This window comes from Pseudomonas sp. RHF3.3-3 (genome assembly GCF_048069595.1).
Lineage (GTDB): Bacteria > Pseudomonadota > Gammaproteobacteria > Pseudomonadales > Pseudomonadaceae > Aquipseudomonas > Aquipseudomonas fuscovaginae_B.
Window position 1 is genome coordinate 2,230,834 of the sequence record NZ_CP182250.1, and the last position, 25,746, is coordinate 2,256,579.

Genomic DNA, 25,746 nt, shown 5'->3' on the forward strand with positions numbered 1-25,746 from the left:
TCACGGTTGGTGATAACGCGGGCACCAGTCGTGCCACGCGAGTGAACCTCCCATCCACGCTCGGACTTCCTGCAGATAACGTTGCAGCTCTACCGACGGCTCGTTTGCGAGCCCCCGGCAGGCGACCTCGAAATCGCGGGTGAGATTGTTGTGCAAGGCCACCGCCATGGCGACGGCCTCGCTGTGTGAACAGCGGTGCTCGGCGGCCATCACCAGCACCAGGTTACCCATGGGGACGCCATCCGCGGCTTCCTTGCGGGCCGAATACAGGTCGTTGACGATCACCGCCGCCAGGCCGGCCTGAAACAGGGCCTGGCGGACTCGCGGGTCGTAGAAGACATTCGGCGGCAGCTCATAGCCACCGGCGATATCGATGAGGATCAGCGATGTGTAGAAACTGTCGAACTGCCGGGTGGCCAGGTATTCCCGGGTCGATGGACACACGCCCCGGCGCTTCCATTCGCCATAGACCGTCCAGCTCATGAACATGCCGAACGCGGTGTGGCAGACCCGTCCCACCTGGGTGGGCGAGGCCCGTTGGCGCAGGTGGTCGGTGGCCGACCTGAGGGCCATGAGCACGGGGTCACTCGTCCATTGCGCTTCGAGTTGGCGCGTGTAGTCCGCCACTGGGGCCAGCGGGCTCATGGCTGCCATCGCCCGTGACAGGCGTTCGGACAGGTGTTCGGGTTGTGCGCCCAGGCTGCTGTCGTCGGTATAGTAGTCGTCGGCCATCCACCAGGCGGCGTTCAACTGGGCACACAACAGCAGGCGGTCGAGGTCGTCGCCACTGGCGTAACTGGAAGCGACGAAGCGTCCGAGGCTCATCCGGCGCACGGCGGTCACGGTGCTATCGGCGAAACCGGCCTGCTGCAACCAGGCAACCAGGCGCTGGTCGAGCGCGCCGGCCAGCACTTCGTCGTCGCGCTGGCGGGCAGGGCAGTAAAGCGGCGGTGCCGTACCGTCGCCCCATTGCTGCTCCAGGTAGCCCCGGGGCGGTGCCTGCTTGACCCCTGGCATGGGCCGGTGCCTCCCTTGCAAAAGCCGATAACGGACTTTCCAACGGGCACTGAGGGACGAAGGGCTTGACGACTGCGACGGACCGGACGGTGGTCCACAGGGCGGGAGACGGATCGCTCATCGAACGGCGGATGCAGGACCCTCCAGCACCAGACTCTACCTGAGAAGCTTGCGGGCATCCTCTCGGCGCAACGTTCGATCGACCACCTTGCCAATCGACACCGCGCGGCGGTGTATGGAGAAGTGTTTCATAGCACCCGGAAAATGCAGCTGTCAATGACGGTGTGCCGTTCTCCGGCAAACCGCCAAATCCGACCATTTGGCTCTGCGCCATCATGTGGCAATTGCGCTACACTGCGCCGCTTGCACTGACCAAAGATTTTTGAAGGAAAACCATGACGTTCAAGGCGCCGGACAGCCTCGCCGAGCAGATTGCTCAACACCTCGCCGAGCGCATCATTCGCGGCGAACTCAAACCCGGAGAGCGCATCCAGGAACAGAAGGTCACGCTGGCCCTCAATGTCAGCCGCGGCTCCGTGCGCGAAGCGCTGCTGATTCTCGAGCGCCGCCACCTGATCGCGATCCTGCCGCGACGGGGTGCGCACGTGACCGAGCTGACCGCCCACAAGGTGCAGAGCCTGTGCACCCTGATGAGCGAACTGTACATCCTGCTCGGCAATGCCGTGGCCCAGCGTTGGCAGGAGCAGGCCGACCTCGCGCCATTCCTGCAGTTGCAGCAGCGCCTGACCGACAGCTACGAGCGCCAGGACATCCGCACCTTCGTCGAAGACAGCTTCAACGTGATGCGCGCCGCGTACCCGTTCGCCGACAACCCGTACCTGCAGGAAACCGTCGAGAACCTGCAGCCGGCCATGAGCCGCGCCTATTACCTGGCGCTGGAGCGGCGCAAGGCGGAGATGAGCGAGTACCTGGAACTGTTCGCCCGGCTGCTGGCGGCGGTCCTCGCCCGCGACCTGCCGCTGATCCGCTCGGTGCTGGCCAGCTACGCCCAGCGCAGCTGTGACATCGTGCTGTCTGCCCTGGCGGTCGACTAAACGTGCGGCTCAAGTGCATCAAGTTGGCGGGGTTCAAATCCTTCGTCGACCCGACCACGGTGACTTTCCCCAGTAACATGGCGGCAGTGGTCGGCCCCAACGGCTGCGGCAAGTCGAACATCATCGACGCCGTCCGCTGGGTGATGGGCGAGAGCTCGGCGAAGAACCTGCGCGGCGAGTCGATGACCGACGTCATCTTCAACGGCTCCACCAGCCGCAAGCCGGTGAGCCAGGCGAGCATCGAGCTGGTGTTCGACAACTCTGACGGCACGCTGGTTGGCGAGTACGCGGCCTACGCGGAAATCTCCATCCGCCGCAAGGTCACCCGCGACAGCCAGAACAGCTATTTCCTCAACGGCACCAAGTGTCGGCGCAAGGACATCACCGACATCTTCCTCGGCACCGGCCTCGGGCCGCGCAGCTACTCGATCATCGAGCAGGGGATGATCTCCAAGCTGATTGAGGCCAAGCCGGAAGACCTGCGCAACTTCATCGAGGAAGCCGCGGGCATCTCCAAGTACAAGGAGCGTCGACGCGAAACGGAAAGCCGTATCCGCCGCACCCACGAAAACCTGGCGCGCCTGACCGACCTGCGGGAAGAACTCGAGCGCCAGCTCGAACGTCTGCACCGCCAGGCCCAGGCCGCCGAAAAGTACCAGGAATACAAGGCCGAGGAGCGCCAGCTCAAGGCACAACTGTCGGCCTTGCGCTGGCAGGCGTTGAACGACCAGGTCGGCCAGCGCGAGTCGATCATCGGCAACCAGGAAATCAGCTTCGAAGCCCTGGTGGCCGAACAGCGCAACGCCGATGCCAGCATCGAGCGCCTGCGTGACGGCCACCATGAACTGTCGGAACGCTTCAACCAGGTGCAGGGACGCTTCTATTCGGTCGGTGGCGATATCGCCCGGGTCGAGCAGAGCATCCAGCACGGCCAGCAGCGCTTGCGCCAGTTGCAGGACGACCTGCGCGAGGCCGAGCGTTCGCGGCTGGAAACCGAGTCGCACCTGGGGCATGACCGCACCCTGCTGGCGACCCTCGGCGAAGAGCTGGCGATGCTCGAACCCGAGCAGGAACTGACCAGCGCCGCCGCCGAAGAGGCCGCCGCCGCGCTGGAAGAGTCCGAGGCCACCATGCACGCCTGGCAGGAACAGTGGGACGGTTTCAACCTGCGTTCGGCCGAGCCGCGGCGCCAGGCGGAAGTCCAGCAGTCGCGCATCCAGCAACTGGAAGCGAGCATGGAGCGCCTGGGCGAGCGACAGCGACGTCTGGTCGAGGAACGCGCGTTGCTCGCGGCAGACCCGGAAGACGAGGCGATCCTCGAACTCACCGAGCAGTTGGCCGAGAGCGAACAGACCCTGGAAGACCTGCAGGCCAGCGAGGAGGGCCAGGTCGAGCGCCTGGAGCAACTGCGCCAGGACCTGCACAACGCCACCCAGGAACAGCAACAGGCCCAGGGCGACCTGCAACGGCTGGTTGGCCGTCTTGCGTCGCTGGAGGCCTTGCAGCAGGCGGCACTCGATCCCGGTACCGGCACCGCCGAATGGCTGCGTGAACAGCATCTGGCCGAGCGCCCGCGCCTGGCGCAGGGGCTGAAGGTGCAGCCGGGTTGGGAGCTGGCGGTGGAAACCGTGCTCGGTGCCGACCTGCAGGCGGTGCTGGTGGACAACTTCGCCGGCCTCGACCTCGGCGGTTTCCAGCAGGGCGACCTGCGCCTGCTCAGCCCGGCGGCGGACGGGATCCGCATTGCCGGCAGCCTGCTGGAAAAGGTCGAGGCCGATATCGACCTGTCGCCCTGGCTGGGCCAGGTCAAGCCGGTCGACAGCCTGGAACAGGCCCTGGCCTTGCGTGGGCAACTGGCGGTCGGCGAGAGCCTGATCAGCCGCGACGGTTACTGGGTTGGTCGGCATTTCCTGCGGGTGCGCCGCGCCAGCGAAGCGGAAAGCGGCGTGCTCGCCCGAGGGCAGGAAATCGAGCAATTGCAGCTCGATCGCGAAGCCCTGGAGGAAACCCTGGCGACCCTCGAAACCCGGCTGCAAACCCTGCGCGCCACCCAGCGTCAGCAGGAAACCGGTCGCGAGCACCTGCGCCGGCTGCTGCAGGACGAAGCCCGCCAGCAGGGCGAACTGAAAGCCAAACTGTCCGCCGCCAGGGCCAAGGTCGAGCAGTTGCAACTGCGCCGTACCCGGCTCGATGAGGAAGTGGAAGAGCTGGCCGCGCAGCGCGCCCAGGAACACGAAGAAACCGGCGAGGCCCGCCTGCAGTTGCAGGAAGCCCTCGATGCGATGGCGGTGGATGCCGAGCAGCGTGAGCTGCTGCTGGCCGAGCGTGACAGCCTGCGCGAACGCCTCGACCGGGTGCGCCAGGAAGCCCGCCAGCACAAGGATCACGCGCACCAGTTGGCGGTACGCCTGGGGTCGCTGAAGGCCCAGCACGACTCCACCCGCCAGGCCCTCGAACGCCTGGAGTTGCAATCCGAACGCCTGATGGAAAAACGCGAGCAGTTGAGCCTGAACCTGGAGGAGGGTGAGGCCCCGCTCGAGGAACTGCGCCTCAAGCTCGAGGAGCTGCTCGACCGGCGCATGAGCGTCGATGTCGAACTCAAGACCGCGCAACTCGCCCTGGAAGATGCCGACCGCGAACTGCGCGACGCCGAGAAGCGCCGCAGCCAGGCCGAGCAGCAGGCCCAGCTGATTCGCGGCCAGCTCGAACAGCAACGGATGGAGTGGCAGGCCCTCACGGTACGCCGCAAGGCCCTGCAGGACCAGTTGCTGGAAGATGGCTACGACCTGCATGGGGTGCTCGCCACCCTGGTCGCCGGGGCCAGCGAGAAGGACGCCGAGGAAGAGCTCGAACGCATTGCCGGGCGTATCCAGCGCCTGGGGGCGATCAACCTCGCGGCCATCGATGAATATCGGCAACAATCCGAGCGTAAACGTTACCTGGATGCGCAGGACGCCGACCTGGTCGAAGCCCTGGAGACTCTGGAAAACGTCATCCGCAAGATCGACAGGGAAACCCGCAATCGCTTCAAGGACACCTTCGACCAGATCAACGGTGGTCTGCAAGCTTTGTTTCCAAAAGTGTTCGGCGGTGGCAGCGCCTATCTGGACCTGACCGGCGACGATCTGCTCGATACCGGCGTGACCATCATGGCGCGGCCGCCGGGGAAAAAGAACAGCACCATTCACCTGTTGTCCGGTGGCGAGAAGGCCCTGACCGCCCTGGCCCTGGTGTTCTCCATCTTCAAGTTGAACCCGGCACCGTTCTGTATGCTCGACGAAGTTGACGCACCGCTGGATGACGCTAACGTTGGACGTTATGCCCGGTTGGTCAAGGAAATGTCCGAGTCGGTGCAATTCATCTATATCACCCACAACAAGATCGCCATGGAAATGGCCGATCAACTGATGGGGGTCACGATGCACGAGCCCGGCTGTTCGCGGCTGGTGGCGGTGGATGTCGAGGAGGCCATGGCAATGGTCGACGCCTGAGGCGGCCGGCGAGGGCAACGGATTCAAGGCGCAAGGTGCTTTCCTCATGCCTTGCGGGAACTAGCACCGATCATTGGGGACTTATTAATGCATACCCTGTACGACAGACGGTGTAAAGTTGCCTTTGGTCGTGTTAATTTAATGTCCAATTTTCTTGTGCGTGGGAAAAAATGCCTGTCAGAACATAGAGTTGGCACCACGCTTTAAAGGGTTTTCCGCCCTTTCTTCATAGAACCATTATTTTAGAGGCACGGGATACATGGAAATCGGTCTGCGCGAGTGGCTGATCGTCATCGGCATCATTGTCATCGCCGGTATTCTTTTTGATGGCTGGCGCCGGATGCGCGGTGGCAAGGGCAAGCTCAAGTTTCGTCTGGACCGCAGTTTCTCGAACCTGCCGGACGATGACTCCAATCCCGAACTGCTGGGCCCGGCCCGCGTGTTGGAAACCCACAAGGAACCCGAGCTGGACGAGCATGACCTGCCGTCGGTGAGCATGCCGGCGCGCGAGCCACGGGAAAAACCGTCCAAGCGCGGCAAGCGTGCCAGCGAGCCGACCCAGGGCGACCTGAACCTGAATCTCGACCTCGAAGAACAGGGCCCGAGCTTCAGCAGCCGTGATGACGACTTCGTCGACGACCACAAGCCGGCCGCGCGCCAGGACAAGGAGCGTCACGACAAGGAGCAGCCGGCGGCCGAGGAAGTGCTGGTGATCAGCGTGATCAGCCGCGACCCGAACGGCTTCAAGGGGCCGGCCCTGCTGCAGAACATCCTGGAAAGCGGCCTGCGTTTCGGCGAGATGGACATCTTCCACCGCCACGAAAGCATGGCCGGCAACGGCGAAGTACTGTTCTCCATGGCCAACGCGGTGAAGCCTGGCGTGTTCGACCTCGACGACATCGACCACTTCACCACCCCGGCGGTGAGCTTCTTCCTCGGCCTGCCTGGCCCGCGTTATCCGAAGCAGGCGTTCGACGTGATGGTGGCTGCGGCGCGCAAGCTGTCCCAGGAACTCAATGGCGAACTGAAGGACGACCAGCGCAGCGTGCTGACCGCCCAGACCATCGAGCACTACCGCCAGCGCATCGTCGAGTTCGAACGCCGCGCGCTGACCCAGAAGCGCTGATTGGTTGGACAGGCTTGCCGGCCCTTTCGCGGGCAAGCCCAGATTCTGTAGGAGCCGGGCTTGCCCCCGAATAGGCCCTCCAGCTCACCGCCGAAACCGCACTAACATATTGAGCAGCCCCGGCTGCTCTTTTGCTTTCCGAGAGACCTCCATGACCTCCGCCCAGACCCGTATTCTAGAGCTGCGTGCTGAACTGGATCAGCACAACTACCGCTACCACGTGCTCGACGAACCGAGCATCCCGGACGCCGAATACGATCGCTTGTACCACGAGCTCAAGGCCCTGGAAGCCGAACACCCGGAACTGGTCACCGCCGACTCGCCGACCCAGCGCGTCGGCAGTGCCGCGCTGACGGCGTTCACCCAGGTCCGCCATGAAGTCCCGATGCTGAGCCTGGGCAACGCCTTCGAAGAAGTCGACATGCGCGAATTCGATCGGCGGGTCAGCGAAGGCCTCGACCTGCCGGCCGGCGACCTGTTCGGTGGCGGCGGTGCCGTCGAATACAGCTGCGAACCGAAACTCGATGGCCTGGCAGTCAGCCTGCTGTACCAGGACGGCCTGCTGGTGCGCGGCGCCACCCGGGGCGACGGCACCACCGGCGAAGACATCAGCGTCAACGTGCGCACCGTGCGCAACATTCCCCTCAAACTGCAGGGCACTGGCTGGCCGGCGACCCTCGAAGTGCGCGGCGAAGTCTTCATGTCCAAGGCCGGCTTCGAACGCCTCAACGCCGCGCAGGCGGAGGCGGGCGGCAAGACCTTCGCCAACCCGCGCAACGCCGCGGCGGGCAGCCTGCGCCAGCTCGACTCGAAGATCACCGCCAGCCGCCCGCTGGAGTTCTGCTGCTATGGCCTGGGCCAGGTGTCGCACGACATCGCCGACAGCCACATCGGCAACCTGCAACAGCTCAAGGCCTGGGGCATGCCCATCAGCCACGAACTGAAGCTGGCCAAGGGCGTCGACGAATGCCTGGACTACTACCGCGCCATCGGCGAGCGGCGCAATGCGTTGCCCTATGAAATCGACGGCGTGGTGTTCAAGGTCAACAGCCTGGCCTCCCAGCGCGAGCTGGGCTTCCGTGCCCGCGAACCCCGCTGGGCGATCGCCCACAAATTCCCGGCGATGGAAGAACTCACCGAACTGCTCGACGTCGAATTCCAGGTCGGCCGCACCGGAGCGGTCACCCCGGTGGCCCGGCTGAAGCCGGTCAAGGTCGCCGGTGTGACCGTCTCCAACGCTACCCTGCACAACATGGACGAAGTGGCGCGCCTGGGCCTGATGATCGGCGACACCGTGATCATCCGCCGCGCCGGCGACGTCATCCCGCAGGTGGTCCAGGTGGTCACCGAGCGCCGCCCGGAAAACGCCCGCGCCGTGCAGATTCCCGAGAGCTGCCCGGTGTGCGGTTCCCACGTCGAACGCACCCAACTGATCAAGCGCAGCAAGGGCCGCGAAACCATCAGCGAAGGCGCGGTGTACCGCTGCGTCGGTCGCCTGGCGTGCGGCGCGCAACTCAAGCAGGCGATCATCCACTTCGTCTCCCGCCGCGCGATGGACATCGAAGGCCTGGGCGACAAAACCATCGAACAACTGGTGGACGAAAACCTGATCGCCTCGCCGGCCGACCTCTATACCCTCAAGCGCGAAGACATCGTCGACCTCGAAGGCTTCGCCGAACTGTCGACCAGCAACCTTCTGCAAGCCATCGCCGACAGCAAGCAACCGAGCCTGGCGCGCTTCATCTACGCCCTGGGCATCCCGGACGTTGGCGAGGAGACCGCCAAGGTCCTGGCACGCTCCCTGGGTACGCTGGAGCGGGTCATGCAAGCGCTGCCATCGGTGCTGACCTACCTGCCGGACATCGGCCTGGAAGTGGCCCACGAGATCCACAGCTTTTTCGAGGACGAACACAACCGCACGGTGATCGGCCAATTGCTCGAACGCGGCCTGGTGCTGCAGGACCAGGGCGAGCTGGGCGCCGAGTTCGCCGCCAGCACCACCCTCGGTGGGCTCATCGCCAAGCTCGACATCAGCTCGGTAGGACCGACTGCGGCGGAAAAACTGGCGGCGAAGTTCGGCTCGGTCGAAGGCATCATCAAGGCCGACTGGCTGGACCTGCGCCAGGCCCTGAATGAAAAGCCGGCGAAGGCCGTACGGGAGTTCTTCGACGTACCGGGCAATGCCGAACGGGCGCTGGCGATCGAGGCGCAACTGCGTGATTTCGGCATGCACTGGCAGAGTGAGAAAAAGACCGTCGAAGGCCTGCCGCTGACCGGCCAGACCTGGGTGCTGACCGGCTCGCTGGAACTGATGAGCCGCGACGTGGCCAAGGACAAGCTGGAAAGCCTGGGGGCCAAGGTCGCCGGTTCCGTCTCGGCCAAGACCCATTGCGTGGTCGCAGGCCCCGGCGCCGGCTCAAAGCTGACCAAGGCCAACGAACTGGGCCTCAAGGTGCTGGATGAAGAGGCGTTCGTCGCCCTCCTGAAAACCCACGGCATCGAAGCCTGAGGTCGCGCCAGGCTTGCTCCCGCCTGGGCACTGCACCGGCCTGTACCGTGGCTTGCATTCACCTGTAGGAGCCGGGCTTGCCCGCGAAGAACGGTCACGCGGGCTCCCTGAAGGCCCGCAGTGCCCTGTCGATTGATCATTCCCACGCGGAGCGTGGGAATGATCGGCACAGTGCCAGCGTCGTTCGCCGGATTCATGCACGGCGCGAGCACTGGTGGGATTCATCCGCGAATACGCCTTCACAAACACTGCCTGGCTCCCTGTTACCAGTATTCTGCCTGGCTGATTTTTCACTGCCTGTCAGTCAGAAAAATCCTCAAGTGCAGCGGATTTTCCTACCCATTCACGCCAATGCAGAGAAGGGCGCCGCAGAGCCTTCTTCCAGGTGCTAATTGTCGAAAGATCTCTTTAACTTGCGTGAAGTTTCCTAGAAAATCCGAACCCGTTGCGCCTGTTCCGGCTGGGCTCTAGTCTGCGTCTTGTCACCGCAAAATCGGTGATACGGACGTGCAAGTCCGGTTTGGTGGAGCGCAGCATATATCCAGGGTTTTCAGGCATCTCGGTGTCTGGGTCTTGTGTTATGGCGGCTGTACGTGGGAGATCTTCGGGATCTGCCGGGAATGCTCCTTTGCCACCGGTCTTGCACACCCGCGTATAGCTGCCACCTTCTTTCGTGTGCAAGCGAACGGTGGCGGCTCCATTTGGCATTAAGGAGCATCACCATGTTCAAGATCACCCCCAACCCCCCAGCCGAAGACCTGTCATCCCCCGCCGGCCAACGCGCCGTCGACCGAGCCTTCGCCCACTACGAACTTTCCTCCCTGACCAGGCGACGCTCACGACGCGAACCGCTGGCGGCCGAAGACACCCTGGCCCAAATCCACGAAATCCTCCAATCCGCCTCCGCGACCGCCTACGAATGCGCGGATCACCTGCAAGGCACCACCCGCAAACTGGCCCTGGCCGTCGTGCACCTGGTCGACCTGGCCCAGGTCCGCGTCGACGAGCTTCTGGATGCAAAACAGATAGCCACCTGATCTCGGTGCCAGGTTCCAGAAGTGGAGCAGGGCTTGCCGGCCCATTCGCGGGCAAGCCGCGCTCCTACAGCACCGCGTCGTTCACACGCGTTGGCCCGACACCTTTCTGCAGGAGCCGGCGGTGCGGCGACCCGACTTGCCGGCGAATAGGCCCTCAAGCACCGCTGACGACCCTGGAGCCTCCCACATCTCTGCCGCCTGTCCGGGTGCCGATGCTCTTCCGGCCTGCCCCCAAACAGACAAGTGCTTGACCCCCATCGAATTTTTACAGCATCTGGCGGTTGTAACTTCCCGTTATCCAGGTACAATGGCGCGGCTCGCTGCCAGGCGAGTGTTGTCATGGTGACCCCATCGGTCCCCCCGCAACGATTACCCGTCAACCTGGTCAGGCCCGGAAGGGAGCAGCCACAGCGGGAACATTGTGTGCCGGGGTGTGGCTGGTGGGGTTGCCTCCACTCCTAAGTCCTTGAATCCTCAAGGATTCTCAGTAAAAAATCTCAAAGCCTAATAGCTTTTAAGCGTACCTAAGTGCTGTGCCGTGCTGAGCGTTTTAGCTCCGCTCATTCCTCTCTCCAATAATCGTTGTCCTCAGGTCAGTCTCGACGCTGGGTACCTCCGATGTGCTTGCTGTTTTTCTGTGTTAGCTCTGCGTGATTCGCAATTGCCGGTACGGCCAGATGCTACTAGATATGCAAGTTATATATTCGGCCTTGATCGTGATGCAGTCTCGTATTACTAGCAATCGGAGCGACCTTTGCTTAGCCGGTGAATCTTTCAGGATCCCCCCCCCCCGTAGCATATAGTTTTCGAGTATACAACTGACCGATTAGATAGGTGTTTGGTTTTTCACACCTTGCTAGTGTCCTCATCTCGGATGGAAAACCGTAATGGCGAAAAGCTTATGCCGATGAGGGAACTCTAATGGGGGCGGTAAATGTGTTTGACGAATTTATTTTTAAATATGATGAAATCCACAAGGCTTATTGGGCAGGTACGTTAAGTGAATGCGAGCTTAGGTGCTGGCATGAAGCCCAGCTTAGAATAGTCTTGCGTCACGTCAAAAATAATTCTGTATTCTACGGCAGGCATTTTAAAGATGTCGACGTTGAAAATATCACCCTGACGAACCTTTCTTCTTTGCCATTCACCACCAAAGGCGATTTGCGAGAGTCCATGGCGGATATTCTTTCGGGTGCTTTGCAAGACAGTATTTATTACTATGAAACCACGGGCACCACTGGCCCGGCAACTCCGTGCCCGCGAGATAAGAAAGAAAGTTATGCCAGCAATAAACAGCTGGCCATGGCTTATCAGGTGGTGCTAGAGAAGCACTTCCCTGCCGAGAAGACTGTTGTTGGTATTATGGGACCGACTGAAGTGCATTCGTTTGGCGATACCTTGGGTGATGTCTGTCATCAACTCGGGGTGTGTAACGCCAAGATCTGGCCGCATTCCCCGGTTATCGGATATTCCAAGACCTTGCAGTTGATGAAGGATTTGCGGATTGGCGTGGTTGCGTCGGCGCCAGGGTTGTTGCTTACGCTGGCCAAGGAGGCTGAGCGACTAGGTTTCAATCCGCGCAAAGATTTTCATTTGCGCGCGTTCATGATGAGTGGTGAGTTGTGTACGCCCGCCTTGAAAAACAATTTGTACAGTCTCTGGGGCTGTGAAGCCTATAACAGCCTATATGGCTCGCAGGAGGCAATGATCATTGCCGCCGCCAACGCCAGCGACCAATTGATGCCTCATCGGCTCAACTACATCATTGAGGTGCTGAACCCGCAGACGGGCGAAAGCCTGGGCGACAGCGGTGAAGGTGAACTGTGCGTGACTATGTTGATCGCGGGTGTGAAACCGTTGATTCGCTACCGCACTGGCGACTTGGTCTCCATTCAAAAGAATCCGAAAAATCCGATCGCGCAGGCTCAGGTCATGAAAGTGGTCGGGCGTGTGAAGGATGCGATGACCCTCAATGGTATGTCTTTCACTGCTGGTCATATCGAGCAGGCGCTGCTTGAGGGTGTGGAGCAATGCCTGGGCTATCAAATCGTCATCAACTGCGTGAACGGCAGGGACACGGTGATTGCCAAGATGGAAATGTCCAGGTTTTACCAAGGCGATCGCAGCCAATTGACCCTGCTGATTCGTGAGCGCGTCCGGGAACGCCTGGGTGTCGATGCGACTGTTATGGTGGTCGATGATCTGGATGACCATGTGAATCTGGGCAGTTGGTTCAGCTGGAAAGAAGCGCGAATTGTCGATCAGCGTAATAGATAGTCGAGGGCAGCGAATGAGTATGTCCGTGCAAAACGTTTCGACGAAAAGTGAATTGTTTCAGAACGTCCGCGCCTTAAGGTCTCGTTACATTGGTGACAACCCGGCCAATGAAGAAGATTTTTCCGAGGCCGAAGCGTTACGTGATTCTTGTTCGTATCACATGGTTTATCTGGATGGCGACGAAATAGTCGGGGCTATTCGTATTACGCCGTTGGGGCATGGCATGAGTTTCGTCGAGCGTGTTGTTGATGTGGGGGATTACTTTTCTCATCCCATGGATTCTTTTGATGCCAATCGGCTAGTGCTGGATGAGAAGTGCAGAGGGGGTGTGCACTTAAGAATTTTTCTTCTGCATGCTGCAATCTGGTTGAAGGTCAATACGCAGTTTCAGTATATTTCGGCATTATGTCGTGGTCGACTGGCTACCTTATATGTCGATATAGGAGGGCGTGTGTTGGTCAGAAATATTATTTGGGAAAACTGTCAGCTATCACGTGATTACAGTTTGGTTTATCTAGAGCTGGACACTGTCTTTAATGTCCTCAAAAGGAAAGTAGCGCATGGATAAGTTTTTCAAGGAACTGGATGCGATTGTTGATAGCGGCTGGGCCAAGATTAAGAAGGGTCGTTATTGGAGTCACTGCCTTGAGCAGCCGATCACTCTTGAACTGTATCAGCAGGTGATGCTTCAGGTTTATCACTACACTCGGTTCAACTCGATCAACCAGGCCGCCTGTGCTTTCAGCGTGGACCCCACCCAGACTACGCTGCTGCGCTTTGTTTACAAGCATGCACTGGAAGAGTTGGGCCACGAAAAAATGGTCATTCGTGACTTGGAGTCCATCGGTGCCCTGCCGGCCACACTGCCTGTACCGCTGCCACCTACCCAGGCCCTGATTGCGTACTTGAATGACGTTGCCATTCGCCTCGGGCCTGTTGCCCGCTTGGGCTACAGCTACTGGGCGGAAGAGGTGTACGAGCATATACAGCCAATCCTGAACAAGTTTCGCGCTGACCTGGAGCTCAAGGATGAGCAGATGACCTTTTTCGTTGCTCATTCGACTATCGATGAAAAGCACTCCGAAGAGGTGCGCCTGGCGATGCAGCATTCGGTGAAAACCGATGAAGAGCGGGTGTTGATCAAGGAGGTTACGCGGGTGACGTTGTACCTCACCGGTCAGTTGCTGGAAGAGTCGTTGCTGGAATATGAGCAACTAGCCCAAGCGTCGTTGGCCAAGGCGTCCTGAACCGATGAAGCTGATCGTCATCGTCGGTTCAAGTCGATCGCACGGGGTCAGCAGTCACGTGGTGTCGCTGGTTCGACGCCATCTGGAAGGGCGTGCGTTGGTCCAGGACCTTTGGTTGCGTGATTATCGTATCGACTATTGCGATGCCGATAACGCATGTGCACACACCGATTGCTTGGTGAAGGACGATGTCTGCGCGATTGCTGATGAGATGGTCAAGGCGGACGCCATCCTGTACCTGCCGGTAATGCATGCTTACGGCACCAACAGTCGGTTCCAGGCGTTTCTGGAGCGGGTGGGGTACGGCTTCATGCGTCCCCGGGAACGCCCGTTGCGGAACAAGCTGGCCGCGGTGGCCGTGGTGGGACGTCGCTATGGGCACACTGCGGTCTTTGGCCAAGTGGTGCTCAACGTTCTGCTGAACAAGATGGTGCTGGTGGGCTCTGGATTTCCAGCCACGTTCAACACGCAATTGGTCCAGGATTCCGAAGCCGAACAGGCCCTGTGTGAAACCCTGGATCGCCTTCTCGAGCACTTTCACAAATTGCACGAATGGCCACGCCAAGGCGTTGAGCGTCAGCGCCTGCTCAAACAAGTCCAATTTCAAACGGGATGATGGATAAATGCCTATTCGTGATTCGTTGATAGCTGTACTAGTGGCCTTTTTATGGGGTGCCCAGGTGACGGCGGTTAAAATCGGGGGCCAAGAGCTCCCGCCGATTCTGATGGTCGCCATGCGTTTTTTCTTGATGGCGGTTGTTTTGGTGCCGTTTTGTGGATTTCCCAAGCGCGGTGAATGGCGCCCGGTCTTCTGGATTGCCTCGTTGGTAGGGGCGGTGCATTTCGGGCTGTTGTATTGCGGCATTTCTCGGGTAGATGCGTCTACTTCCGCCATTGCATACCAACTGTCGACGCCTTTTACGCTGTTGTTGGCTTTCGCCGTATTGAAGGAACGAATTGGTGTGCAGGTGGTGGTCGGGATTGTTATCGCGCTGCTTGGCGTGCTGACGGTAATGGGCGGCGTTGGCCGTGGCGGTGCTGTGTCGGGTGTTTTGCTGGTGATTGTGGCGGCTTTTGTTTTTGCGGTGGGAACCGTTCTGACCAAGCGCTGGGGCGCCTTTAATCCCGTGGCGATCAGCGCTTGGACGGCATTGATTGCCGCGCCGGAGTTGTTGATGGTTTCCGCTGCGGTTGAGGGGCACACATGGGGTTCGGTGTTGACGGCCAGCCCGAAGGCCTGGGCAGCGGTGCTGTACACCGCAGTCAGCGGCGGGCTGATCGGCTTTGGTCTGTGGTACTGGCTTTTGGGCCGACACCCGGTCCAGCGCTTGACACCGTTCCTGTTATTGGTGCCGGTGTTTGCGGTTGCGGTCAGCCAGTTGCTTTTGCAGGAGGGGGTTTCGCTGAGCCTTATGGTCGGTGGCGTTGCGGTACTTTTGGGGGTTGCACTGTGTCAGGTGCGTTTACCATCACGTCAGGCGCCCACCGAAAACACTCCGACGCCGAGGTGAGACGTGATGATTTGGCCAGGTCTTTGGGTATTGCTTGCCCTGCGTGAGCACAACCGATTTCGTTACAGGCTCAAAGCTCGGCGATGGCAGGGGCACGGCTACGACTTAACCTACTTGCAGTCGAGCGGCAAGCGGGTCGGACCTACCCTGGTGTTCCTGCATGGGTTGGGTGCTAGCAAGGATCAGTGGGGGCCGCACATTTACTCGATGGTACGCACGAGCAATTGTGTGTTTCTGGACTTGCCGGGTGAAGGTGAGTCGTCGTTTGACGACTCACAAAGCTACTGCCCCGCGGCACAGGTCGAGCGGCTGAAGGTGTTTTTCGACGCACAGGATTTCAAGGATCTTGTCTTGATAGGCAGTTCTATTGGCGGCTGTATTGCCTGTCTCTACGCGGCCTGTTATCCGGCAGATGTGTCCCGTTTAGTCGCCATGGCGCCTGCCGGGTTGTCAGCAACACGACACAGCTCGGCGATGAGACAGTTTCTGGCGTCTGGGAAACATCCTTTCAGCTATCAAACTGTCGGCGAACTGCAAGGCTTTTGGGAAATGGTGTTCACTCGGCCGCCTAAGGTTCCAGCATTTCTGGCCCGAGTGCTGGCTGCAAAGGGAGCTATGCGTTACGGGAGGGTCGGGAAAATACTGGAGGACTTTCAGGGATCCGGGCTTTATCCGCTTCAACGGCGATTGGCTCAGGTTAAAGCCCCAACCTTGGTAGTGTGGGGGCGTAATGATCGTATATTTGATGTTTCGTGCCTGCATGAGGTGTACTGCTCTTTGCCGCAGGCTAGCATTTGCATCATTGAGGAAGCGGGGCATGTTCCTTACCTGGAGTATGGTGAGCAAACCCTGCTGGCACTCCGGCGTTTCTTGTCTGATGGCCGTTGCTTGAACCCCGGAGAGAGCACCTATAAAACGTAGGTAATTGAGGTTATGGACTAAAAGCGGGTCGGACTAAAAGCGGGACGGATTATTTTCGTGCCTGAGTTGCTGTGTTTCGCTTTTGATCCGACGGGACACCGTTTCATAGCTGCCTAGCAGTAATACCATCATAACCAGTGTCGAGCTCCGTGAGGTGTCTGTGAAAAAAACAAAGCATGAACCCAAGCCGTTGATGGCCGCACGCTTCCAAGCTGAGGCCCGTGCTGCCTTGGCAAAGCGTAAGGCAAAATCCGGGTGGTTCCTGGGCATCGTCCTTGCCAAAGGTGCTGAGTTCGAGCCAGTTGGTCGACTAGCTGGCTGATTGCCTATAAGCACTCAAAAGAAAGCCGCCTACCATGGCGGCTTTCGCGTTTCCGGGGTTCAAGGTAAAGCTGAGACTGGACAGCGGGAAGGCTGATTGTGATCCATCACTTAACGCGGTCTACCCCATGTCGTACCCACTACGACCGCTCGACATGAAGGTTACGACGAGAAAAAAGACACCCCCCCCCCCGTGATCATGACGAAAGTCTTCCAGATGATCAGAGCATCGCCGTGAGGCAGCCAAGCCGTTGGGAACAGAACGCTGAGCAATCCTGCCAGCGCAGATAGGATGCCAAGCCATTTGCGCGATCGAGGTGGTTTTATCCATCGATCAACCACGTACGCTGCCACGAACATCAACGCGAGCTGCTCTGGGGGTACAAGCATGACGAACCTCAACTCTTAAGTATCAAAGTGGTGGGCGAGTGCTGTGGTCCGACACCTCCTTGATGTAGAAGATCGCACCCCGATGAGCAATGATCATGTATACCCGGTCGATTTGCATGGATGGCCTAACTTTCCAGTTGCTCGGTTCTTGAACAGAACTTAAAAGTTGCCTTGATATCGGCATGATTAGGGCTCGGTATCGTCTTGACATTCTGTAGGTGCTTTCCGAAATATTTTTCGAAAAAGTGGCAGAAAACAATCTGGATTGAGTTCTTGGGAAATCTCCCTTTCGATTTCATGTCGCCGCCAATGTAAATTGACCCACTATCCCACCTAGCCACCATGCAGCATCTATATCACTGAGTAAGCAGGGCATGTCCCTTACCTAGAGTATGATGAGCAAACCCTGCAGGTGCTCCGGTGTTTCCCGTCTGATGGCCGTTGCTTGAATCCCGATGAGAGCACCTATGAAACGTAGGTAATGGAGGTTGACCTTCAACAAACCTATGAGTAGTATCCAGCAGGCATTCAGGAATTATTCCAGCGTGCCCTCAAGATACAGGAAGTCTTAAATGTACTACCGACTATCAGTGCTGAAAAATACGCTCGGTACTCTCTGCAATTTCAATACTGCCCGTCTCTCGGTTTTCAAAAGCAATATCTGGCGTCGCTAATCCAGCAATCGCCGGTGTCTAGCTGTCTTTTTCAGTCAAACACCCATAAATAATTACTCATTAATAGCCGAACGCTGCTGTTCGATCTTTCGTGGCTGTCTCCATGAAAATCGTAATGCACGAATGGTGTGCTGAAATTGTGTCTCTTTTTTGAGTTTCAACTTTCGTGGGTTTCGAGTGGGCGTGTGGTTAATGAGTTTTTCAGTTCAGTATTTGGCGAGTTGAACTGCCTGGCAGTCTGAGACGTCGCCCTGTGCGTTCGATTTTCTACTGTGTGAGCTTTTATCAATAAAAAGGAGTGAAGTCATGCGTGAAATAAGCATACCTGTGAGTGTTCAACTACATAGCGAGTGTAGGAAATGTGATCCGCTTGTCGTATATGAGGCGGCGACAAAGACACTCGGGACCGATAAGAGTTTTATTCTCGAATCGCTCTCTGGTCCCAGCCGCGATCGTAAGGCGACGATCATCGGGATAGAACCTCTGTTGGCTGTAAAAATTTACGAGCGTTCTGCGTCACTGGAGGGTGATGGGCAACTGATCCGTTTTCTAAGAGGTGCATTGTCGCAGGCCGGGATAGTTCTAGACGCCGCCGCGCGCATCACGATTGATTCAAACGACGCGGTCTGGGATTTGTTACGTGCGTTACAAGCGCCTTTTGATGTTCCGCGCCAGACTCATCCCAGCCTGGCCTTTTTTGGTTACCTGTCCTACGACTGCGTTCGGTTTGTGGAGAATATTCCTGATCTCACTGAGCGAACCCATGACTATCCCATCATTGCATTGACCGTGTTTCAGACGCTGGTGTACTTCCACGCCAATGCAACTGTGGATGTGATGGTCAACAACAGCGCCCTATGGAAATCCCGTAGCACAGAGGATTATGTTGCCTTGCTGGCAGATGCTGCCGGGGTGCCGGCGGATGATACGCCGATCAGTTACCCATCGATTACGGTCGCACGTGACACGGTACAAAAGGAGCAGTTTCTGGGCTGGGTCGACAAGGCGCTGGAGCACATTCGCCAAGGTGACATCTACCAGATCCAGTTGGGCCATGAGGTGCAGGTGGATACGTCGGTCACACCCTTCGATGTCTATCGCGCGTTACGCAAGAACAATCCTTCTCCCTACATGTATCTGGCCAACCTGGGGGGCGTTGATCTGATCGGTGCCAGCCCTGAATTGTTTATTCGCATCAAGGACGAGCTGGTTGAAATGCGGCCTATCGCCGGCACCGTGGGCAAGGTCCCTGGCATGCCGGCCAGTGAGTTGGTCCTGAGCATGACGCGTTCTGAAAAAGAACGGGCAGAGCATTTGATGCTGGTGGATCTGTGCCGCAATGATATCGGCCGAGTTTGCCAGCCAGGTTCACTCGAGGTGGATGAATTGATGCTGGTGGAGGAGTACTCCCACCTCTATCACATGGTGTCCAATGTCCGAGGTTTACTGCGAAAAGGCTTTGATGCTTTTGACGTGATCAAGGCTTCTTTTCCTGCCGGAACAATGACCGGAGCACCGAAAATCCGTGCAATGCAGATTATCGAAAGCATGGAAAAAAACCGTCGTGGAATATATGCCGGGGCGGTCGGTTTGATTGGCTTCGACGGCAGTATTAATACGGCGTTGTGTATTCGCTCAGCGGTCCATAAGGACGGTACCTATTACCTGCGAGCGTCGGCGGGTGTGGTCGCTGACTCGGTTCCGGATAAAGAGTGGGTTGAAACCTTCCACAAGATGGGTTCTGTATACCGTGCCGTTACCGGAAAGGAGATGCTGCAATGAAGGTCTTCCTGATTGATGCCTATGACAGTTTTGTTTTCATTATCAGCCAGTACCTTGAGCAGTTGGGGCTGGAAACCCATGTAGAACGTAATGATGTTCCGAACCTTATCCAACGTATTGAGGCCTACTCTCCAGACTTTTGCGTCCTGGGGCCGGGACCTGGCCATCCGCAAGATGCCGGCTACATCGAGGTCATCCAACACTTCAAAGGGCGCCTGCCCATTTTGGGAGTATGCCTTGGGCACCAAGCCATCGGCCTGGCATTCGGCGGCTCGGTCATTCGGGCCGCTCATGTCATGCATGGCAAGATCAGTAGCATCGAGAACGATGGGCTCGGTGTCTACGCTCACACCGAAGGGCGCTCGGTCAAAGCGACCCGCTACCATTCACTGATCATTGATAGGCAGAGGCTGCCGCAGAAATTGGCAGTGACCTCTACGTCAACGGATGATGGATACATCATGGGTGTTCGGCACGTAGAATATCCGATAGAGGGTGTTCAGTTTCATCCCGAGAGTATTTTGACGGAGGATGGACTTGGAATATTCAAAAGCTTCATAGAGCAGCACTGTCGTCCGTCAGGTCATAAATAACGAACAATGGGCCGACTAGCTGGCTGATTGCCTGTCAGCATTCAGAAGAAAGCCGCCGATCATGGCGGCTTTCGCGTTTCTGGCTTTCAAGGTGAGACTATCCCTGCGGTTTCGGCGTAGCCCGGTTTACGACGGCTACGCCGTCGAGCGTGGGTAAGTCCACTCGCCACAGTGGGGGGGGTGATCGGGGTGTTTTAACGGCCACTCGCCCAGCGCTTGTAATCCGCTGGCGTCATCCCTGTCAGTTGAATAAAAGCTCGGCGGAACGAGGTTTCCTCACTGTACCCACACTTGAGCGCCACCTGCTTGACGCTGGCCCCCGGCGTTTCCAGCAGCACGCAGGCCGTTTCGATGCGCACGCGGGTGATAAAGGTCTTGGGCGACTCGTTGCTCAGTTCCCTGAGGCGCCGGTGCAGGGTTCTTTCGCTCAGGTTCAGGGCATTGGCCAAGCCTTCGGCAGTTATCCCCGGATGGGCATGGCGGACGATCTGTTCGGCCTGAAGCAGCAGGGGATCGGCCGCGTTGATAAAACCTCGCGGCGCATAGATGGCCTGGGGCAGCGGCAGGCTGTCGGCCACCGAAACATCGGCCGCCAACTTGGCCACCGCCGGGCCGGCCTGGCGACGGATGACATGCAGCGCCAGGTCGACCCAGGATAACGGGCCGCCGGTGGTGATGATGCCATCCTGTTCTTCGACCGCCGTGCCCCACACGGTCCGGGCCTTGGGGAAACGCTGCTTGAAGGCATGGTGCAGCCACCAGGTGGTGGTGCAGCGTCGGCCATCAAGCAGTCCGGCTTCGCCCAACACGAAGGTGCCGGCACAGGCTGCGCCCACCAGCCCACCATTTTCATGCCGTTCCTTGAGCCAGCCCGCCGCCTGGCGAATCGAGTCCGAGAGCGGTGGCAACTTGTCGGCACCCAGCGCCATGCCGGTGACCAGGGCGACATCGCACCGGGCCAAGTCATTGAATGAACCGTCCACCGGAATCAGGCGACCCTGGGGATCGCGCAGCGCCTGGCCATCCGCGCTGACGATGGTGGTCTGGAATTCCACCCGGCCTGGATCCGGCAGGCTTGCCACCGTTCCCTCCGGCGGTGAGCGCAGGGCCTGGTTGGTGATCCAGAACAGATCGGCCAGGCCGGTGATCGCAGACAGCAAACTGCCTTCTACCGCGACAATCGCAATGCGCATGGGAAAGGTGGCTCGGTGAGGTGACAGGTTTGGCGAGTTTTGCATGAAACATGGCTTGTTTGCCATCTGCTGTCGTTGCAAGTGCCTCGATAGACTGGCTCCCATCAACGGATCAAGGCACTGCGTCATGAATGGGTTCATGTGTTCACATCGTTCCACCAGGCTTCAGGTTGGCAATGGGCCTCACTCTTTCAAATGGCTGGGGCGCCTGGCAGCCGCGGTCGGGCTGACGGTGCTCTTCAGCGGCGCGCCGGTCAGCGCCGCACCCGCTGCGGGGAGTGTGCGCAATATCGTGCTGGTGCACGGTGCCTTTGCCGATGGCTCCAGTTGGTCGCAGGTTATCTCCCGGCTGCAAGCCAAGGGCTACCACGTTACGGCGGTGCAGAACCCCCTGACTTCATTGGCCGACGATGTCGGCGCCACCGTGCGCGTCCTGCGGCGGCAACAGGGCGACGTGCTGCTGGTGGGGCATTCCTGGGCCGGCGCGGTGATCAGCCAGGCGGGTAATGCCAGCAATGTCAAAGGCCTGGTCTATCTCTCCGCCCTGGCACCCGACAGCGGCGAATCGGTGGCGGACCTGCTGGAAAAATTCAAGGCGCCGATGGATGGCCTGACGCCGGACAGCGAGGGGCTGATCTGGCTGGAGGATCCGCAGGTGTTCCAGCAAGTGATGGCCGCTGACCTGCCGCTGAATAAGGTGCGGGTGCTGGCCGCGACCCAGCAACCGATCGCCGTCGCCAGCTTTGCCGGCAAGGTCCGGCATGCGGCGTGGCACGACAAGCCGAGCTGGTACCTGAAGACGACAAGTGACCAGGCCCTGCGCCCGGATGTGCAACAAGCCCTCGCCCAGCGAATGGGCGCCAGGATCACTTCAGTCGATTCCAGCCACCTGTCGTTGCTTTCCCACCCCGATGCGGTGGCCGGTTTGATCGATCGAGCGGCAAGGGAGGCCGGCCAGTGAGCCGTTTCAGGGAAACCTGGAGAACGGGATAACCCAACCGATGAACGTGAGGTGTGAATGAACATTCTGCATATCGACTCCAGCATCCTGGGCGAGGGCTCCGTGACGCGCGAGCTGTCTGCCGAGCTTGTGGCGCAACTGCGTGCCCGCCATCCCACTGCCAGGGTCACGTACCGCGACCTGGCCGAGCACGAAGTCCGTCACCTGAACGGTGCCATCGCCGCCGGGTTCCGGCAGCCGGGGGGCGGCGAGTGGGATGAGGCCACGGTGCGCGAGCACCAGGTTTCCGAAACGCTGGTGACCGAGTTTCTGCACAGCGACCTGCTGGTGATCGGCGCGCCCATGTACAACTTTTCGCTATCGAGCCAGTTAAAGGCCTGGCTGGACCGCATTGCCCAGGTGGGGCGCACGTTCAAGTACACGGAAAACGGTCCGGTTGGCCTGTCGGCCGGCAGGCGGGTGATCGTGGTTTCGGCGCGCGGCGGTTTCTATGCGCAAGGCCCTTTCGCCCACATGGACTTCCAGGAGAACTATCTCAAGGCGTTCTTCGGTTTCCTGGGGATTGGCGATGTGCAGTTTGTTCGTGCCGAAGGGGCGTCGAAAGGCGACCAGGTACGACAGCAGGGGATCACACGGGCCAGGTTGGCCATTGCCGATGTGCTGAGCGGTTTGCCGGTTTCCGCCTGACTCCACACCTTGATGAGGATAGACCCATGCTATTTGCCATTACGCTGAGCTACACTCGTCCGATCGAGCAGGTCAAGGCTCATCTGGATGCTCACAAGGACTGGCTGGTGCAGTTCATCAAGGCCGGCCGCATCCTGGTGGCCGGGCCACTGCAACAGCAGGGCGGCGGGTTCATCCTCGCGCAGGGAGAGGGTGTTTCCGATATCGAGCGGATGCTGGCCGAGGATCCGTTCGTTGTTTACCAACTGGTGACTTTCGACATTCGCTGCTGCGAGCCGGCGATCCGTTCCAGCAGCTTTCCCGAACAGTGGGCGCCGGAGGCCAGGGCGGTCTAGGCTGTGTACGAAATTGTTTGAAACGCAGGTTAGGCAAGGCAAAAACCGGCGAGGAAGCGGAGTTTACTGGAGTAAATGAGCATTCCGAGCCGGTTTTTAACGCTGCATAACCAAGTTTCAAGCGATTTCGTACATAGCCTAGATTGCCGCCCGCAACTCCCTCGGCGACAACCCGTAATGCTTGCGAAACCGCACCGCAAAGCGTGACGCCGAGGCATACCCGCTCGCCGCGGCAATCTCGCCAATCGGCCTTGGCGTGGTCTGCAGCCAGTGCAGCGCCATGCCCAGCCGGACGTTTTCCAGGATATTGCTGAAACTGTCGTCCTCGTTCGCCAGTTGGCGCCGCAAGGTCGAGGCCCCCAGATGCAGGCGTTCGGCGACATCGGCCACCGTCCAGTCCCGTGCCGGAGCGCTCATGACGATCTGCTGCACGCGTTCGCACAGCGGGTCGCGGCGGTCCAGCAGTACCGGCCCGGCCCAGCCGCCCAGGGTCAGCGCCAGCAGCACCGCTTCGGCGTAATGAATGCGCAAGGCCTCCGGCGCGTCGGTGTTGATGGCTTCCAGCAGGCTTTCCCAGGCACCGGTGATGTGCCGGTCCAGTGGTACGCAGAGTTCCTGCGGGCCGACCTGGGCGGGCAGGGTGTTGATCTGCTGGCCGTGACGAGCGCTGAAGGCGCGTAGCAGTTCCGTGGGGAAACTCACCGTGTCGGCGATGTAGTAACCCTGCGTACCGGGAAAGTTGTTGATCGCCAGTTCACGCCCCGCCGGCAGCAGGATCAGGTGCCTGGAGCCTACGCGCATCTGCCGGTCGTCCCAGCTCATCAGCTTTTCCCCCTGGCGAATCCGGCACAGGGTGGTGACGAAGATCGGCACCCGCTGCAGCGCATGGGGCTGGCGGGCCTGGATTACGCTGGTGCCGAGGCGGCTTTCGCGATGCTGGGGGCCGGCAGGTGCGTGCATGGTTACGGGCGTCCGTAGGTGGCGGTGAGGGTGGCCTTGCCCAGGGCGTTGGCGTTGAGCATGTAGCCTACCAGGGCGCCGCTGGACTGTTCGTCGACCGGCAGTCTATCCGTCTTCAAGGCCCACACGGTGAACTGGTAACGGTGCGGTTTATCGCCTGGCGGTGGGCAGGCGCCGCCGAAGCCGGGTTGGCCGTAGTCGGTGCGCCCCTGCACGGAGCCTGCGGGCAACTGGCCGCCCTTGCTGCCGGCGCCGGAAGGCAGTTCATGGGTGGTGGCGGGGAGGTTGACCACGGTCCAGTGCCACCAGCCGCTGCCGGTCGGGGCGTCCGGGTCGTAGGCGGTGATGGCGAAGCTTTGGGTGCCCGCCGGGGCATTCTGCCAGGCCAGTTGCGGCGAGGTGTTGCCGCCGGTGCAACCGAAGCCCTGGAAGACTTCGCGGCTGGTCAGTGGCTTGCCGTCGCTGATGTCGTGGCTGCTGACGGTGAAGTCGGCGGCCTGGGCGGCAACGCTCATGGTGAGGGCGGCGAGGAGGAAGGGGATTTTCATGGGCGTCTCGTCTTTGGGTGGAAAGGCGAGTCTATGGGGTGGCGCAAGCCGGTGTTGTGCCGCGGCGCTCGGGTGTTGTGCCGAAACGCTCGGGTAGTGTCAGGGTGAGGGCTTCTGCGGGCAAGCCCGCTCCCACAGGGGGAGGCGGGCTGCCGGAAGGATCATTTGCGTTTGAACAGTTTGCCGAGGAAGCCGGCGATGGCCACCAGGCCCAGGATGATGAACTTCTTGAAGGCCAGCAGGGCTACGCCGATCTTGGCGAACAGGCCGGCCTTGGCGGCGATGCCGCCGGCGACCAGGGCGGCCAGGCCGTACGGCGCCAGCTTGTCGGTCTTGGCGTCGTAGTCGGCGTAGCGATTGCCGTCGGTGAAGTTGGTGAAGGCGAGGATCTTCGGCGTTTCCTGCTTGATGGTCTGCAGGTCGGCCATCGCCGCCACGGCGTTGAGTTCCAGCACGCCCTCGCGACCCAGCACGCGGATGCTGTAGTTCAGGGTGGTCTGGTCGGCGTCGTCGGCCTTCAGCTCGCGGGCCCAGTACATCTTGTGGGTGCCCTGGTCGTAGCTCGGGGGCTCGGCCCAGCCCAGCAGTGTCAGGCCGGCGTAGCCCTGCTTGCGCCGCTCCTTGTTGTCTTCCTCGTCATCGGCCTGCATCTGCTTGAGCAGGTCGGCGTAGTCGATCTTGGCCGCGTCATCGTCGGAAATGTGGCCGTCGTTCTTGTAGCTGATGATCACGCCCCAGCCATTGTCGGCCAGCGGGCTGACGGCGGTCGGGATGATCATGCCGAGGGTCTTGTGGCCTGGCAGGTTGCCCCAGGCTTCGGTCAGCAGCCGCTCGGTGTCGTCCGGCGACAGGTAGTAGAACTCCTTGTTGAGCTGCAGGGTGGCGATGCCGCTGGGCAGGGTGATGTTGCCGTGCTGCTGCTTGAGGGTGGCCAGCCATTGTTCGGCGGTCTGGTGCGGCTGCTCGCTGGCGGTTGGTGCAGGCGCGGGGGTGTTGGCGGCAATGGCGGGCAAAGTGGTCGCGCTGAGCAACACTGCCACCAACAACTGGCGCAGGTGTTTCATCGTAGTCCCTTACATTTTGAATTAATTTGGTCGGGCAGGATAACCGA

21 protein-coding genes and 1 other RNA gene are annotated in these 25,746 nt (G+C 59.8%); 17 read left to right on the forward strand and 5 right to left on the reverse strand.

The window, feature by feature from the left end; all coding sequences use genetic code 11:
• Window positions 1–1,017, reverse strand: a complete 1,017-nt coding sequence (locus ACMGT0_RS10300; protein WP_054063904.1) for a terpene synthase family protein — start codon at window positions 1,015–1,017, stop codon at window positions 1–3.
• Between the two features lie 395 nt (window positions 1,018–1,412).
• Between ACMGT0_RS10300 and ACMGT0_RS10305 the strand changes: the two genes are divergently transcribed.
• From ACMGT0_RS10305 to ACMGT0_RS10370, 14 genes are all read left to right on the forward strand, one after another.
• Entirely contained in the window at window positions 1,413–2,072 is a 660-nt protein-coding gene (locus tag ACMGT0_RS10305; protein WP_054056864.1) for a GntR family transcriptional regulator, read from the forward strand.
• A gap of 2 nt (window positions 2,073–2,074) precedes the next feature.
• Entirely contained in the window at window positions 2,075–5,563 is a 3,489-nt protein-coding gene (smc, locus tag ACMGT0_RS10310; RefSeq protein ID WP_416772447.1) for a chromosome segregation protein SMC, read from the forward strand.
• Window positions 5,564–5,822: 259 nt separating this feature from the next.
• Complete coding sequence (gene zipA, locus ACMGT0_RS10315) at window positions 5,823–6,689, forward strand: cell division protein ZipA (RefSeq protein WP_054056862.1); 867 nt, start codon at window positions 5,823–5,825, stop codon at window positions 6,687–6,689.
• 151 nt (window positions 6,690–6,840) lie between these two features.
• Window positions 6,841–9,198, forward strand: coding sequence for an NAD-dependent DNA ligase LigA (gene ligA, locus ACMGT0_RS10320; protein WP_416772449.1), 2,358 nt, complete (start codon window positions 6,841–6,843; stop codon window positions 9,196–9,198).
• Window positions 9,199–9,920: 722 nt separating this feature from the next.
• Window positions 9,921–10,235 carry a DUF6124 family protein gene (locus ACMGT0_RS10325; RefSeq protein WP_416772451.1) on the forward strand — a complete coding sequence of 105 codons (315 nt, stop codon included), beginning with the start codon at window positions 9,921–9,923 and terminating at the stop codon, window positions 10,233–10,235.
• Window positions 10,236–10,584: 349 nt separating this feature from the next.
• Window positions 10,585–10,681, forward strand: an RNA gene (gene ffs / locus ACMGT0_RS10330) — signal recognition particle sRNA small type.
• A 475-nt stretch (window positions 10,682–11,156) separates the two neighbouring features.
• Entirely contained in the window at window positions 11,157–12,512 is a 1,356-nt protein-coding gene (locus ACMGT0_RS10335) for a phenylacetate--CoA ligase family protein (RefSeq protein ID WP_416772453.1), read from the forward strand.
• A gap of 13 nt (window positions 12,513–12,525) precedes the next feature.
• Window positions 12,526–13,080, forward strand: coding sequence for an acetyltransferase (locus ACMGT0_RS10340; RefSeq protein WP_416772455.1), 555 nt, complete (start codon window positions 12,526–12,528; stop codon window positions 13,078–13,080).
• Entirely contained in the window at window positions 13,073–13,759 is a 687-nt protein-coding gene (locus ACMGT0_RS10345) for an iron-containing redox enzyme family protein (RefSeq protein WP_416772456.1), read from the forward strand. Before ACMGT0_RS10340 ends, ACMGT0_RS10345 begins: the two co-directional genes overlap by 8 nt.
• A gap of 4 nt (window positions 13,760–13,763) precedes the next feature.
• Window positions 13,764–14,375 carry a flavodoxin family protein gene (locus ACMGT0_RS10350; RefSeq protein WP_416772458.1) on the forward strand — a complete coding sequence of 204 codons (612 nt, stop codon included), beginning with the start codon at window positions 13,764–13,766 and terminating at the stop codon, window positions 14,373–14,375.
• Between the two features lie 7 nt (window positions 14,376–14,382).
• Window positions 14,383–15,270: a DMT family transporter gene (locus ACMGT0_RS10355; RefSeq protein WP_416772460.1), complete on the forward strand. Its 888-nt coding sequence runs from the start codon at window positions 14,383–14,385 to the stop codon at window positions 15,268–15,270.
• Window positions 15,271–15,276: 6 nt separating this feature from the next.
• On the forward strand, window positions 15,277–16,191 hold the full coding sequence (locus ACMGT0_RS10360) for an alpha/beta fold hydrolase (protein ID WP_416772462.1): 915 nt from the start codon (window positions 15,277–15,279) through the stop codon (window positions 16,189–16,191).
• Between the two features lie 1,691 nt (window positions 16,192–17,882).
• Window positions 17,883–19,358, forward strand: a complete 1,476-nt coding sequence (locus ACMGT0_RS10365; protein WP_416772464.1) for an anthranilate synthase component I family protein — start codon at window positions 17,883–17,885, stop codon at window positions 19,356–19,358.
• Entirely contained in the window at window positions 19,355–19,951 is a 597-nt protein-coding gene (locus ACMGT0_RS10370; RefSeq protein WP_416772466.1) for an anthranilate synthase component II, read from the forward strand. The genes ACMGT0_RS10365 and ACMGT0_RS10370 overlap by 4 nt, the downstream gene beginning before the upstream one ends.
• A gap of 194 nt (window positions 19,952–20,145) precedes the next feature.
• On the opposite strand, the gene ACMGT0_RS10375 is transcribed toward ACMGT0_RS10370, so the two are convergent.
• Window positions 20,146–21,144: a GlxA family transcriptional regulator gene (locus ACMGT0_RS10375; protein WP_054056855.1), complete on the reverse strand. Its 999-nt coding sequence runs from the start codon at window positions 21,142–21,144 to the stop codon at window positions 20,146–20,148.
• A 127-nt stretch (window positions 21,145–21,271) separates the two neighbouring features.
• Between ACMGT0_RS10375 and ACMGT0_RS10380 the strand changes: the two genes are divergently transcribed.
• The 3 genes from ACMGT0_RS10380 to ACMGT0_RS10390 are packed head-to-tail and all read left to right on the forward strand — an operon-like array spanning window position 21,272 to window position 23,127.
• A complete protein-coding gene (locus ACMGT0_RS10380) occupies window positions 21,272–22,105 on the forward strand; it encodes an alpha/beta fold hydrolase (RefSeq protein ID WP_416772468.1) in 834 nt (277 codons plus the stop codon).
• A gap of 57 nt (window positions 22,106–22,162) precedes the next feature.
• Entirely contained in the window at window positions 22,163–22,792 is a 630-nt protein-coding gene (locus tag ACMGT0_RS10385; RefSeq protein WP_054056853.1) for an FMN-dependent NADH-azoreductase, read from the forward strand.
• 26 nt (window positions 22,793–22,818) lie between these two features.
• Window positions 22,819–23,127 (forward strand): YciI family protein, encoded by a 309-nt coding sequence (locus ACMGT0_RS10390; protein ID WP_054063898.1) that lies wholly within the window; start codon window positions 22,819–22,821, stop codon window positions 23,125–23,127.
• 138 nt (window positions 23,128–23,265) lie between these two features.
• Here the strand turns inward: ACMGT0_RS10390 and ACMGT0_RS10395 are convergent, their stop codons facing one another.
• The 3 genes from ACMGT0_RS10395 to ACMGT0_RS10405 form a co-directional block, all read right to left on the reverse strand.
• A complete protein-coding gene (locus ACMGT0_RS10395) occupies window positions 23,266–24,087 on the reverse strand; it encodes a helix-turn-helix transcriptional regulator (protein ID WP_416772469.1) in 822 nt (273 codons plus the stop codon).
• Between the two features lie 2 nt (window positions 24,088–24,089).
• Complete coding sequence (locus tag ACMGT0_RS10400; protein ID WP_416772470.1) at window positions 24,090–24,635, reverse strand: kinase inhibitor; 546 nt, start codon at window positions 24,633–24,635, stop codon at window positions 24,090–24,092.
• Between the two features lie 161 nt (window positions 24,636–24,796).
• On the reverse strand, window positions 24,797–25,699 hold the full coding sequence (locus ACMGT0_RS10405) for a DUF2167 domain-containing protein (protein WP_416772472.1): 903 nt from the start codon (window positions 25,697–25,699) through the stop codon (window positions 24,797–24,799).
• Window positions 25,700–25,746 lie beyond the last annotated feature (47 nt).